We start from the raw sequence: 12,538 nt of genomic DNA, 5'->3' as shown, positions 1-12,538 counted from the left end.
CCGGCGCTCCAGGGAAGGTAATTTGATGTTGGACGTCAGTCGGGCCAGTGAGAGTTACGTGCGCGGCCTGCACCTTCCTCCTATGGCCAGCATTCGGGACCTGCTTCCCGAGGTGGAGCGCCGCACCGGCCGCACCGTAAGTCTCCAGTCGGCCGAAGTCGGCTGGTCGGCCCCGTGCGGAATGTGGGTCGCGACCGAGCGAACTCACTACGTCTTCTACGACCCGATGACCAGCAGGGCACATCAAGATCACATCATCGCCCACGAATTCGCTCACATTCTGATGGGCCACAAGGGAGCGATGGAAGTACCGGACGAGACCGTGGGCGGCCTGCTCACGCTGCTCGACCCGGAGCTGATCAAGATGGTCCTTGGCCGTACCCAATACGAGGACCAGGAAGAGCTGGAAGCCGAGCTGACAGGCTCGTACCTGCACGCTCACATCCGGTCCACCAGAAACCATGCCCGCCCTTCCGATGACCCGGAAGCGGACCGAGTGGCAAGAACGCTTCTCCGCAAGAAAGTCGTTAGTTCGTGAGTGCACTGCACCCTATCTGTCTCGTGATCGGGGCCCTGGGGTTCCTCTTCCTTCTGCGTGATCTCAGGAGAAGCCGCAAAGACCCGGCATTGCTGCTGCTGGCCCTGGTGTTCCTGTCCTCAGCCATCAGCTATGTCATCTCCTTCCCCCCGGTGTGGGCCCGCATTGACAGCGCATTCGGGGTGCCCGGCATCGCGGTTCCGCTGTCGCAGAGCTGCGTCATGCTGGTCATCGTCTTCCAGACGAGCGTCGTTGCCCACTGGGCACTGCCGCAGGCCAAGGCCCGTCAGCGCGCGAAGCTGATCGCCGTCGCCGGCGCGAGCGCGATCGTGGGCCTCTTCGCCACCTTCTCCCAGATCCCGCCCGACGACTTCGCCCACTTCCAGGTGCGCACCCTGGCCTACCAGGCGTACCTGGGCATCTACATCTGCGCCTACACCATCGCCCAGGTGTACGTGGCCGCGATGTGCTGGCAACAGTCACGACGGGCCACCAACCCGTGGGTCACCACCAGCCTCCTCATCATCATGCTGGGGGCGGCCATCACGGTGGGGCAGAGCGTCATTCGCACCGGGAACCTTCTCGGCGTCACAGGCGACACGTGGATGAGCTGGGCGTGGCTGTGCGGCGACGTAGGGGCCTTCCTCAGCCTCACCGGCTACTTCCTCCCCACGCTGGTCGACCGCGGGAGAGGCGTGTACGGCTGGGCCGCCGACCACTACACGTACCGACGGCTCGGCCCCTTGTGGGAAGCGCTCTACAGCGCCGCCCCCTCCATCGCGGCGCTCCCTCCACAACCACACCTCCGCGCCCTCGTGCGGCTGAAGCCCATCAGCTTCCCCCTGTACCGGCGGGTGACGGAGATCCGGGACGGCATGATCGAACTCCGTCCGTACCTGACCCCGGACGTGCGGGAAGCCGCCGAAGCACGGTGCCTTCAGCAGGGGATGAAGGATCCTGACCTCGCCGCCGCTGTCGCGGCCGAGCAGATCAGCCAGGCCCTGGCCAGTCACAAGCAGAAGCGGGTGGCAGAAACACGGGCCGAATACGCGGACTCCCGCTTGGCTGTTCAGACCACGGACGAGGACCAGCACCTTCTACTTCGCATCGCGTCCCACTTCAAAACGCCCCCGGCGCAGGCCACGGCCTGACCGCCGGCGCTAAGCGCCACTAGGGCACGGAAGGCGAGCCCCCGGCAGCGAGCACGAGGATCCGGGCCGTGAGTTGACCACCCCGAACGGCATGCGGAGCCTGGGCCGGAATACACCGGCCCAGGCTCTCGTCATAAGCCATCCCGATAATGCCGGCGTGATCCGTTTCCGCCTGCTCCAGCCCGACCAGCCACCCATGAGACCGCAGAGCAGCGGCGAACTCGGCCGAATGCCGAGCATCCAGGATTTCGTCACCTGTCCCGTGGATCAAGTGAACCGGAACAGGGGCGGCTTCAGTGACTTCCAGATCACTCATAGGGGCCGCACCCGAGGTACGCGCGGGCAAGCCATAGTGGCCCGCGATACCCACCACGGCACTTGGCCTCCACCCGTCGACAAGGTCAGGACGCAGCGCGACGCTCACGGCGGCGCCGGCTCCCGCAGACCATCCTGCAAGCACAAAACGATTTACGTCACCGCCGAGAGAGGCCGCGTTCTCACGGGCGAAGCAGATCGAATCGAGAAGGTGCGCACGGCCACCGTCAGACGCGTCCGAGCGCCAGTCCGACGCGAGGACCACCATTCCCTGCCGAGCGGCTTCCGTGGCTACCTCTTGGAGTACGTACCGCTCATCCGGCCCCAAGCCATGCCAGGCGAGAAGGACCGGGGCGCCTTGCACGGGCCCGCTCGGGCAGTAGATATCCACGAGATTCCCATTCGGTCCCTGGGCTACCGTGCAGCTCACGCCGTCGCTCATAGTCATGGAAGCTCCTGAATTTCGTGAAGATTCACATCTTAGCGTCAGGCCGCTTCAGCTAGACGCAAGCCGGAGCGGCCACGGCGCGGGCGAATGGCCGCGTTGCGCGGATCGAGATCCGGATTGGACCGGGAGTCGGCCATCTCGCACTCCACGAGGTACGCGTCCAAGGCGGCCAGCCGGTAAACCACTTTTGCCCCCATCCGGAAGCTTGGGGGCCCGACACGTCGATGCCTCCAGGTGCGCAGTGTCGACGGCGCTACCCCCAGATACGTGGCCGCCTCATCCGTTGTAAGAACTGCCCTCGAAATACCGGCCATTGACTGATGCCACCTGTGCTCGAAGTCCAATGTCGCGACTCCGTCAGGGTATGCAGGGAACAACAAGCGGCGCTCTTCAAGACGTTGCACACGCCGCATACCGTCACGCATTCGTGACCTTTTCAAGCCTTCCTTGCGTCCCGCGTGTTGATGAACGTAGGTTGTTGCATACACGAGGTTCACAGCAAGTCCGCAGGGTTGTCACCTGCGTTGACGGCTGGCCTTGTTTCCCTCCATCGCGTTCGTCGCAGGTCGGCCAACGCAGTCAGCTTGCGCGATTCAGAAGCAGGTGCCTATGCCCGGATACATTGAGGATCGCTGGCTTACCAAGAAAAAGGACCCCGCCACAGGGAAGCGACGGCGTACCGCCCGCTATGGTAAAGGGGCGCGCTATCGAGTCGCCGGCATCCCGAGCGTGGCTGACCGATCGTTCGAGACGCTCCAAGACGCGAAAGACTGGCTCGCCCAGGCGCAGACCGATACGCGGCGCGGGGAGTTCTACGATCCGCGTAGAGGCGCCGTGACCTTGCGATGGTACGTCGAGGAGAAGTGGTGGCCGACCTTTCGCCGGGCGCCGACCACCAAGGAGTCGATGCACCCCCGGGTCTTCAAGCACATCCTTCCGCACGTCGGGGACCTGCTGCTGAACCAGATCGGCCCCGAGGAAATCCTTGCGTGGCAGGCGAAGGCTGAGCAGGACATCGACGTCGGCACCCTGCATACGACATGGGCTCACTTCAGCAGCATCATGCAGGCCGCCTACAAGGCCAAGCGCATACCTGCCAACCCCTTCCGAGACGAGGACCTGCGACCTCCGAAAAAGTCACCGGTCATAGCAGAGGCGTGGGCACCGGAGACGGTGGCGCGTGTCCGCGCGGCGCTCACCGGACGGTACCGCGTCCTCGTTGCCCTGGGCTCCGGCTCCGGACTCCGGCAGGGCGAGGCACTCGGCTTCTCACCGGACGACATCGACGGTGATGTCATCAATGTGACACGGCAGATAGTCAAGCTCGGTGGAAAGCTCGCGTTCGCTCCGCCGAAGCGCAACAAGACCCGGCAATCCCCCTGTGCGCCTGAGCTTGCTGCGGCCGTCGACGCGCACGTGGCCGAGTTCGGGACAGTCGAAGTGACTCTGCCATGGGTGGATCCGGAGCGGCCATCTTTGCCCTGGGATGAACGCCCCCTGGTGACGGTACGGCTTCTGGTGACCACTGTCACGGGCCTCGCCGTTGACCGCACCACGTTCAATGAGAAGCACTGGAAGCCCGCCCTCGTGAAGGCCGGGGTGATCCCCCCACCAAAGGTGACGGTCACCCCCCGCCCGGGGAAACGCCCCCTGGTACGGGTGGCGCATGCCATGCCACGCAAATATGGGTTCCATGTGCTTCGTCACACTTTCGCGTCTGTGGTGCTGCACGCGGGCGAGACAATCGTCCGACTCGCGGCCTGGCTCGGACACAGCGATCCAGCTCTTACACTGCGGACTTACGTGCATTTCATGCCGCAGTCTGGAGCCCGAGGAATGGCCGCTCTCGGCTCACTGCTGACCTTCACTGTCAGCGTGGTGGTGCAGGTGCAGGAACACGCGAGTCAGAGCGATTCTGCGGAAACTCCCCAGGTACTCCCCACAGGGGAAATCGAAGCCTCGCTACAGCCTGTTTCCGCAGGTCAGACAGGGTGAGGGCGAGGAGGGCGACCACTATCGCTACTACTGGTGGCTTTACACCCACTGACGGCGAGCAGGTTCGCCCCGTGCTCTCCGGGCGGTTGCCTGGAGAGCACGGGGGGCGGCCGAGACCGCGAGTGCGCGCGCCTTCGTAGGGCAGTCGCTCAGCCCACCGCCGGACGTACATGGAGCTGGAGCCCGCCGCTCCCCGGTTCCTCCACCCCGGGCAGGAGGCGCAGGTCGCGGCCGTAGTCGCCGCCCGTGAGCGTGCGGAACGGCACCGGGTCGTCCGTGAAGAGGGCGTCGAGCCGCCGCGTGTACGCCTGCTTCGCCTCCTCGTAGCGCTCGTCCGGCAGTTCGTTGCACCCGTACACCGCGAACGGCTGGAGCGGTGATATGCCGGTGAACCAGAACAGGCCGTGCTGGAGGGGGAAGAGGACGTCCGACAGCGGGCCGTGGATGCCCCGGTCGGAGAACGACGACTCCCGGGCGCCGAGTGTCACCGACACGAGGGCCCGGCGGCCGCCCAGGGCGCCCTCGCTGTAGGGCGGTGGCACGGTGGAGCCGTCGCAGAACTCATTGGTGAACACGCGGTCCATCCAGCCCTTGAGGATCGCCGGGACCGAGAACCACCACATCGGGAACTGAAGGATCACGGCGTCCGACCACAGCAGCTTCTCCTGCTCCGCCGCGATGTCCGGCGAGAGCCGCCCCGCCAGTGTGGCCTGTCCGGCGGCCTCCAGTACCTTCAGCCGCTGGTCCGGGACGTGGTCGAGGTAGTCGTCGGCGTCCAGGCCGGCCTTCCACTTCATCGCGTACAGGTCCGACACCCGCACCTCGTGCCCCGCCGCGCGCAGGTGCTCGACCGCGACGGTCGTCAGGGTGGCGTTGAGCGACCGGGGCTCCGGGTGGGCGCTGACGACGAGGACCTTCTTCGGCTGCTGTCGCTGCTTCTGCCGCTGAGGCGTTGCTTCGTGCATGACGCCAACGTTCTCCCGGGCGCCGCCGGCCGACCAGTACCCCCTTCAGCCTGCGGAACGCCGATCCTGGTATCGCGAGGACCACCCACGCCGCCGCCCATACTTGGTCCATGCACCGCGACGGAATTGACGGAACAGGCGACACCCGGCACGCTCTCGGCGACTTCCTGCGCGCACGCCGCGGGCGGGTCGCACCCGAGGACGTCGGGCTCACCGGGGGCGGCCGCCGCCGGGTGCGCGGACTGCGACGCGAGGAGCTGGCCCAGCTCGCCGGGATCAGCGTGGACTACTACGTACGCCTCGAACAGGGCCGCGCCACCCAGCCCTCCCCCGAGGTGCTCGACGCGCTCGCCAGGGCGCTCGGCCTCGACGTGGCGGAACGCAAGCACCTCGCCACGCTGGCCGGCTCCGGGCACGGCCCCGCGCCGAAAGTCCGTGTGAGCCCCCTGCTGCGACGGCTCCTGGAGGCCGCGGGAAGCCTCCCGGCCTTCGTGACGAACCATCGCCTCGACGTGGTGGCCTGGAACGACCTGGGCTCCGTCCTCATGGGCGGGCTGGCGGAACCGGGCCGCCGCGCCCCCAACGAGGCCCTGTACCTCTTCCTCGACCCCGCCTCCCGGGCCCTCTTCCCCGAGTGGGAGGACAGGGCGGTGGAGGCAGTGGGACAGCTGCGGGTCTCCGCCGGGCGCTACCCCGACGACGTGGAACTGACCGCGCTCATCACCGAGTTGTCCTCCCTCAGCGCCGAGTTCCGGAGGATCTGGTCCACCGGCGAGGTCGTCATGTGCGCACGGGGGCGCAAGCGGCTACGGCATCCGGCGGCGGGCCTGCTCACCCTGGACTACGAGACGCTGCACGTTCCGGCCGCGCCCGGCGAGTCGGGCCTGGAGATGCATGTGTTCAGCGCGGAGGAAGGCAGCCAGGAGGCCGCGGTTCTGGCCCGGCTGGCCTCTCCGGCGGCCGCGGGCGAGGTCCTCGCACCGAGTGGCGGGTGAGCCGCGTCAACGCTGGGCTGGGCGGGGGACGTCCCGGAACGGCGGGCGTCCGGCGTCGACGCCCCGCCCTACGGTGGGCGCCATGGACGACTCGGCACCGGAATCCGCCCCGGAATCCGCGTGGCCCGGGCAGGCTCCGGATCGCGCCGTCCTGGTCGCGTCCAGGCTGAAGGAACGTCTCTACGCGACGATCACCATGATCGCGGTGGTGGTCGGCCTGGCGAATTCCGGGCATGCCGGACCGAGGGGCGCCGCCGTGGCGGCCGGGGTCACGGCGGTGGGGCTGTGGCTGGCCTCCATCGTCGCGGACGGGCAAGCGCATCGGGTCGTGCACGGGCACGGAGGCGGAGACGGAGACGGCGGGCGGCAACTCCGGGAAACGTTGTTCGTGTCCAGCCCGCTGCTGCTGTCGGCTGTCGGACCGCTGACCCTCATCGCGCTGTCCGCCCTGGGGGCGATGGAGCTGCGGACGGCGCTCCTCACCGCTGCGGGGGTGAGTGTGTGGGTGCTGTTCGCGTGGGGCTGGTACGGGGGGCTCCGCATGGGCGCCAACACGGCTGTCGCGTTGCTGGCCGGGGTGGCGGACGCGGCGATCGGCACCGTCGTCGCCCTCGTCAAAGCCGCCGGTCACTGACCGGGCCGGGCTCCTTCTCCTCGCCGAACGACGCGCGCCTGCTCCCGGGAAGCGGGAGCAGGCGGTACGCCCACTCGGCGGCCGTCGCGCGGTTACTGGCGCGCGGCGCCCGAAGCGGTGAGGGGGTCGAGCCGGCCCCCGGAGGCTCAGTACGCCGGAACGTGCTTGGGGCTGGGGCCGTGGGCGTTGTGGCGCGGCGTGGAGTCGAGGCATGTGAACACCAGCAGGACGATCAGGCCCGCGAGCGGTACGAGACCGATCAGTACCCACCACCCCGAACGGTCGGTGTCGTGGAGCCGCCGGACGGTGACAGCGAGGCTGGGGACCAACACGGCCACGATGTACAGGGTTCCCAGGACGGAGCCCGTTCCGAGCACGTTGTCGAGGATGGTCAGCACGATGCTGATGACGCTGCTCACCAGGGTGAACATCCAGTATTCCTGGCGCCGCGCACGCCCGTTGAACACGGCGTATTTCTTGAGTACGTCCACATACCAGTTCACTGGTTCTCCAGTTCTCCCAAAGCAAAGGACCCCGAAGGGCCCGCCCCATGAGTAAAGGCAAGGTAAAACCTACATCATGTGAACGACTGGTGGAAATCGGACGGAAGAGGCGCACACTCCGCCGTCAAATGCCGACCTGGGGCCGGAAAACCGGCCTCGTGGGGCCATGACCGAAGAGGCGCGGACTGTCGGCTCGGGAGGCCTCGATGGCAAAGGGACAGTGAAATCGCAGCGCGGGGAAAAGGGCAATGACGAAGCCGCGCCTCAAGCGCGCCGGTATCCGCCTGTCCGCAACGGCCGTGGTCCTGGCCACCGGTATCGCCGACGGCGGGCCGGCCATCGCCCGAGAGCTGGGGCGGGGGCCGGCGGACGGTGAGGTACTCCCGTACCCGGGGCCGGACGGGCTGGTCTGGATCCCCGCCTGGGTGGGCGACAGCGGGGCGGTGACCGGCGGGGCGAGCCCCGACCGGCCGTTCACCCTCACCGTCGGATACCAGGGCACCGGCTCCGTCCAGGTCACCTTCGCCTCCCGGTACGGGGACACCGGCCCCGTGACTTTCCGGGTCGACCGACCTCCGACGCCGTGGAGTCAGCTTCGGGCGCGCTGGGTGGCCGCGATACAACCGAGGACGATCACAGCGGTGACGGGGGCGAGGGGAGAGAGCTGTTCTCCCATCAGGAGGACCGCCCACACGAGCGTGATGAGGGGCTGGGCGAGTTGGAGCTGGCTCGCCCTGGGCACCCCGACGGCGGCCATGCCCCGGTACCACACGACGAACCCGCCGAACTGGGATACCGCGGCGAGGTAAGCCATGCCGACGGCCGCCCTGGCGGTCGGGTGCACCGGTTCCCAGGACAGGGACAGGCTGGTGACCAGGGTGGATACCGGAAGGGCGGCCACGAGGCCCCACGCGATGACCTGCCACCCGGGCATATGGGAGGCGAGCCGGCCGCCCTGGGCGTATCCGGCGGCGCACACGAGCAGGGCGCCGAAGAGGTAGGCGTCGCCCAGGGTCGGCAGGCCGTGGCTTTGCTGGAGGGTGAAGGCGACCACGGCGAGGGCACCGAGGCCTGCCGCCGTCCAGAACGCACGTGAGGGACGCCGGCCGGTCAGCGCGGCCGAGATGGTGGCGGTGGCCACCGGCAGTACGCCGATGACGACGGCCGAGTGCGCGGTGGTGGACGTCCGCAGGGCGAGCGTGGTCAGCAGCGGGAAGCCGATGACGCAGCCACCGGCCACCGTGAGCAGGCCCGGCCAGTGCTGCCGCGCGGGCACGGGCGCCCTGGCCGTGAACAAGCAGGCTGCGGCGAGCAGGCCCGCCAGCAGCCCCCGCACACCGGTCGCCGTCCATGGACCGAAACCGTCCAGGGCCCACACGGTGGCCGGAAAGCTGAAGGAGAAGAGCACCACGCCGAGGGTGGCCAGGAGAGTACCGCTGCGGACCGCTATCGCCGAAGGCCGGGTAGCGCTATCTTGTGCCGTCATGAATAACGGTAGCAGTGTCGCTCAACTGGCCGGTGCTTTAAGGAATGAGCTGAGCCGCTACTCGGAAGGGGAGAAACTTCCCTCCAGCCGAGTCCTGGTGACGCGGTATCAGGTCAGTCCGGTGACGGTCTCCCGGGCGATCGCCACCCTCGCCGCCGAGGGGCTCGTCGTCTCCCGGCCCGGTGCCGGTGTGTTCAAGGCCACCGCCCGTCGTGCCACGGGGGCCGTCGGCGACGTCTCCTGGCAGGAGGTGGCCCTGAGCGCGGATCCCCCGCACACCGCCGTCGCCCCGGGCGGCCACGGGCCGGGTGCCGCGAGTGTCCTGGCCGCCCTCACCACCCCACCGCCCGAGGTGATCGACCTCAACGGCGGCTACCTGCACACGGAGCTCCAGCCGGAGCGGGCCCTGGCCGCCGCCCTGGCCCGCGCCGGCCGCAGGCCCGGCACCTGGTCCCGCCCTCCGGTGGAGGGCCTGGCCGAGCTACGGGACTGGTTCGCGCGTGACATCGGCGGTCCGGGTGGCTCGCTCGACGCCTCGGACGTCCTGGTCACCGCCGGGGGCCAGAGCGCGCTCACCACGGCCCTACGGGCCCTGGCCGCCCCCGGCTCCCCCGTCCTCGTCGAGTCCCCCACCTATCCCGGCATGCTCTCCGTCGCCCGCGCCGCCGGGTTGCGGCCCGTCCCGGTACCGGTCGACGCCGACGGTGTGCGCACCGATCTGCTGGCCGAGGCGTTCGAGGCCACCCGGGCCCGGGTGTTCGTCTGCCAGCCGCTCTTCCAGAACCCCACCGGCCGCGTCCTTGCCCCGCGGCGGCGCGCGGCCGTGCTCGACATCGCCCGGGCGGCGGGCGCCTTCGTCATCGAGGACGACTTCGCCCGCCGCCTGGCACACGCGGACTCCCCGCCCCTGCCACTCCCCCTGGCCGCCGACGATCCGGACGGCGTCGTCGTCCACGTGCGCTCGCTCACCAAGGCGACCTCTCCCAGCCTGCGGATCGGAGCCCTGTCCGCTCGCGGCCCGGTGCTGGAGCGGCTGCGCGCGGTCCAGGTCGTCGACAGCTTCTTCGTCGCACGCCCCTTGCAGGAGACCGCCCTCGAACTGGTCGGCTCCCCCGCCTGGGCCGCCCACCTGCGGGCCCTCGCGAATGCTCTACGGGACCGCCGGACCACCCTGCTCACCGCGCTCAGCAGCGCACTGCCCGCCCTCGTGCCGCGCCGGTCACCCCACGGTGGATACCACCTGTGGCTCCGACTGCCCGACGGGACCGACGAGTCCGCCATCACCGCGAGCGCACTGCGCCACGGCGTGGCGGTCACCTCCGGCGCCCCCTACTTCGCCGCCGGGCCACCCGCTCCCCACCTGCGGCTGAGCTACGTCAACACCCCTGGCACCGCCCAGCTGAAGGAAGGCGTACACCGGCTCCGCCGGGCCTTCCCCTGACTCCGCGAGCCGGGGAGGGCGACGGGGCGAGCACCGAGACCTTGTTGGCCACCTGATAGTCACCGTTCGGATGGTTGGGGTGGTACATGTCCATCCGGAAAACCTGCCCCACCTCGGTCAGTGGCGCCCGGTCGACAGCTTCCTGGATCCAGCCGGTGCCATCGATCGCGGAATGGGCCGCCGGGTCCGCCAGCACCGCGAACACCCTCGCGGCGGGCACGGCGACCGTCAGGGTGGCGCTCACGTTCTCCTGGTCCACGGTGTGCACGCTCCTTGTCATCTCGTCCCGGCCCTCCCGCAGGCGCGGAAGGGGGTACGCATCCTGTGACACACCACCACGGCCAGGCCGTGACCGGCAACGGCACGACGCGGCCCAGATCCGGACGCTGTGGCCCCCTGACGAGCTGACGGACCACCCCGCCGGAACGTTCCGGGCCGGCCCCGTGCAGTCATGGGTGGCGAAGACGTACGCGACGGTGCGGCAACGGGCCCGTCTCAGCCGCGCGTCCGGTTCTTACCGGCTGACGCCACGTACTCCGACCACGTGGCGACGTCCTTGCGGTCGGGCGCCTGGATCCTGGGGTCAGCGCCGTAGTCCGAGAACTCCTCGGTGATCCGCTCGTCGCCCTGGGGGGTCCTGCCCTTCTCCTCCTCCTTGGCGATGAACCCGTCCTTGTCGACCCAGACGTCGATCTCCGCCTTCTCCATGCCGGACTTCCTGGTCTGCAACAGATACAGGTCCCGGTACTCCTTCGGCATGACCGGCCCCTCGTAGTGCTCCAGGTCGGCGAGGACGAGCGTTCCTCGGTAGTGGTCCGTGGCACGGCCGCCCACCGTTTCGGCGCCGACGTGCCGGAGGTCCTTGGAGGCGGCCAACAGCGCGCTGACCCATTTCTTCATCGAGCCCTGGACGCGTCGCCCGGGGTTCTCCTTCGGAGGCTCCTTCTTCTCCCCGGACTTCTCCCCGGGCTTCTCCTGGGGCGACGCCGACGACTTCGGCCCGGAGTCGAGGTCGTCCATGGTGAACCATGACTTGCCCGGCACATCGCTCGTGGCCATGTACGACACACCGTCCACGGAAATCATGTGGGTGCCGCCGGACGGGGTGTTCTTCTGCCCGAGCGTCTTGACCTCGGTCGCCTCGGGTTCGTTCCGGAACCTCATCTCGACACGGGACTCCGGCTCGGTGCCGGTCCTGGCCGTCTCGACGGTCCGGTACGAGTTCTGCTGCGCCATCTTCGCGAGCGCGGCCTTCAGCACGGCGGGGGCGTCCGTCCTCTTGCCGACCACCGCGTCGCCGGAGCGGCCGGAGGCGCTGCTCTTGCCGTCCGACGCCTTGGTGTCGTCGTTGCCGCCGCACGCGGTCAGGGCCATGACCAGAGCGGCGCTGGCCACCGCCATGGTGCTCTTCCGGATCGTCTTCACAGCTTTTGCTGTCCTTTGTCAGTCATAAGAAAACGGAAGGAGACTACCCTTTTCATTATGAATGTTCGATTTCTTGTCCCGTAGGCCGGTTCCTCGCGTACGCCTTGCGCACACCTTGCGCCAGGATGAGGCCATGAACGACACCACCATCCGCCCCTGCCGGCCTGAGGAGTTGTCCGCAGTCGCCGCGCTTCGCTAGCATTGGGTACGGGAGTTGCACGGAACTCCCGACGCCGCGCTCGACGAGTTCGTGCCCCGGTTCGTGGCATGGGCACGGGAGAACGAGTCCACGCACCGATGCGTGGTGGTGGTCCGCGGCGAAGCGGTCATCGGCATGGCGTGGTTGGCGATCACCGGGCGCGTGCCGCATCCAGGCGCGTTCACGCGGGTTTCGGGGGACGTGCAGTGTGTGTACGTGGTGCCGGGCGAGCGCGACCGCGGCCTGGGTGGGGAGCTGATCGAGGCGGTCCTGGCATGGGCACGTGAGCTGGGCCTGGAGCGGGTGACGGTGCACTCCGGCGACCGGGCGGTCCCGGCGTACTCCCGGCACGGCTTCGAGGTCTCGCCGCGTCTGCTCCAGTACGAGGTGGGCCAAAACGGTCCGTCACAGGGCCGTGGCACTCACTCACGCTAATGTGCGCA

The 12,538-nt window shown here is 68.6% G+C and carries 14 protein-coding genes; 7 read left to right on the top strand and 7 right to left on the bottom strand.

The genetic code is table 11. The features are described from left to right. Positions 1–82: 82 nt before the first annotated feature. Positions 83–538 carry a hypothetical protein gene (locus tag AB0E98_RS27060; protein WP_361707388.1) on the top strand — a complete coding sequence of 152 codons (456 nt, stop codon included), beginning with the start codon at positions 83–85 and terminating at the stop codon, positions 536–538. 23 nt (positions 539–561) lie between these two features. Next, entirely contained in the window at positions 562–1,689 is a 1,128-nt protein-coding gene (locus tag AB0E98_RS27055) for an MAB_1171c family putative transporter (RefSeq protein ID WP_361707385.1), read from the top strand. Positions 1,690–1,708: 19 nt separating this feature from the next. On the opposite strand, the gene AB0E98_RS27050 is transcribed toward AB0E98_RS27055, so the two are convergent. Then, the gene (locus AB0E98_RS27050; RefSeq protein ID WP_361707383.1) at positions 1,709–2,005 is read right to left on the bottom strand and encodes a hypothetical protein; all 297 of its coding nucleotides are present in this window, start codon (positions 2,003–2,005) and stop codon (positions 1,709–1,711) included. A 485-nt stretch (positions 2,006–2,490) separates the two neighbouring features. Next, complete coding sequence (locus AB0E98_RS27045) at positions 2,491–2,766, bottom strand: helix-turn-helix domain-containing protein (RefSeq protein WP_361707652.1); 276 nt, start codon at positions 2,764–2,766, stop codon at positions 2,491–2,493. Between the two features lie 295 nt (positions 2,767–3,061). Here AB0E98_RS27045 and AB0E98_RS27040 point away from each other — a divergent pair, with 295 nt between their 5' ends. Continuing rightward, positions 3,062–4,447, top strand: coding sequence for a site-specific integrase (locus tag AB0E98_RS27040; RefSeq protein ID WP_361707381.1), 1,386 nt, complete (start codon positions 3,062–3,064; stop codon positions 4,445–4,447). A 149-nt stretch (positions 4,448–4,596) separates the two neighbouring features. On the opposite strand, the gene AB0E98_RS27035 is transcribed toward AB0E98_RS27040, so the two are convergent. Next, on the bottom strand, positions 4,597–5,412 hold the full coding sequence (locus AB0E98_RS27035; protein ID WP_361707378.1) for an NAD(P)H-dependent oxidoreductase: 816 nt from the start codon (positions 5,410–5,412) through the stop codon (positions 4,597–4,599). Between the two features lie 110 nt (positions 5,413–5,522). Here AB0E98_RS27035 and AB0E98_RS27030 point away from each other — a divergent pair, with 110 nt between their 5' ends. After that, on the top strand, positions 5,523–6,407 hold the full coding sequence (locus AB0E98_RS27030) for a helix-turn-helix transcriptional regulator (RefSeq protein ID WP_361707375.1): 885 nt from the start codon (positions 5,523–5,525) through the stop codon (positions 6,405–6,407). Positions 6,408–6,489: 82 nt separating this feature from the next. Beyond that, the gene (locus tag AB0E98_RS27025; RefSeq protein ID WP_361707373.1) at positions 6,490–7,041 is read left to right on the top strand and encodes a hypothetical protein; all 552 of its coding nucleotides are present in this window, start codon (positions 6,490–6,492) and stop codon (positions 7,039–7,041) included. A 146-nt stretch (positions 7,042–7,187) separates the two neighbouring features. Here the strand turns inward: AB0E98_RS27025 and AB0E98_RS27020 are convergent, their stop codons facing one another. Continuing rightward, on the bottom strand, positions 7,188–7,544 hold the full coding sequence (locus tag AB0E98_RS27020; RefSeq protein ID WP_361707371.1) for a DUF805 domain-containing protein: 357 nt from the start codon (positions 7,542–7,544) through the stop codon (positions 7,188–7,190). Between the two features lie 589 nt (positions 7,545–8,133). After that, positions 8,134–9,030, bottom strand: coding sequence for a DMT family transporter (locus tag AB0E98_RS27015; RefSeq protein WP_361707369.1), 897 nt, complete (start codon positions 9,028–9,030; stop codon positions 8,134–8,136). Here AB0E98_RS27015 and AB0E98_RS27010 point away from each other — a divergent pair. After that, on the top strand, positions 9,029–10,471 hold the full coding sequence (locus AB0E98_RS27010) for a PLP-dependent aminotransferase family protein (RefSeq protein WP_361707367.1): 1,443 nt from the start codon (positions 9,029–9,031) through the stop codon (positions 10,469–10,471). The two genes, AB0E98_RS27015 and AB0E98_RS27010, sit on opposite strands and share 2 nt — an antisense overlap. Here AB0E98_RS27010 and AB0E98_RS27005 read toward each other — a convergent pair. Together AB0E98_RS27005 and AB0E98_RS27000 are read right to left on the bottom strand one after the other, a co-directional pair. Further along, positions 10,407–10,730, bottom strand: a complete 324-nt coding sequence (locus AB0E98_RS27005) for a hypothetical protein (protein WP_361707365.1) — start codon at positions 10,728–10,730, stop codon at positions 10,407–10,409. The two genes, AB0E98_RS27010 and AB0E98_RS27005, sit on opposite strands and share 65 nt — an antisense overlap. Before the next feature lie 236 nt (positions 10,731–10,966). Beyond that, positions 10,967–11,896 (bottom strand): hypothetical protein, encoded by a 930-nt coding sequence (locus AB0E98_RS27000; protein WP_361707362.1) that lies wholly within the window; start codon positions 11,894–11,896, stop codon positions 10,967–10,969. Positions 11,897–12,110: 214 nt separating this feature from the next. On the opposite strand from AB0E98_RS27000, the gene AB0E98_RS26995 reads away from it, so the two are divergent. Then, positions 12,111–12,530 carry a GNAT family N-acetyltransferase gene (locus AB0E98_RS26995; RefSeq protein WP_361707359.1) on the top strand — a complete coding sequence of 140 codons (420 nt, stop codon included), beginning with the start codon at positions 12,111–12,113 and terminating at the stop codon, positions 12,528–12,530. The last annotated feature ends 8 nt before the right edge of the window (positions 12,531–12,538 follow it).

This window comes from Streptomyces sp. NPDC037389 (assembly GCF_040636475.1).
In the GTDB taxonomy this organism is placed as follows: Bacteria; Actinomycetota; Actinomycetes; order Streptomycetales; family Streptomycetaceae; genus Streptomyces; species Streptomyces hesseae.
This window is presented reverse-complemented; position numbering and strand designations above follow the sequence as displayed.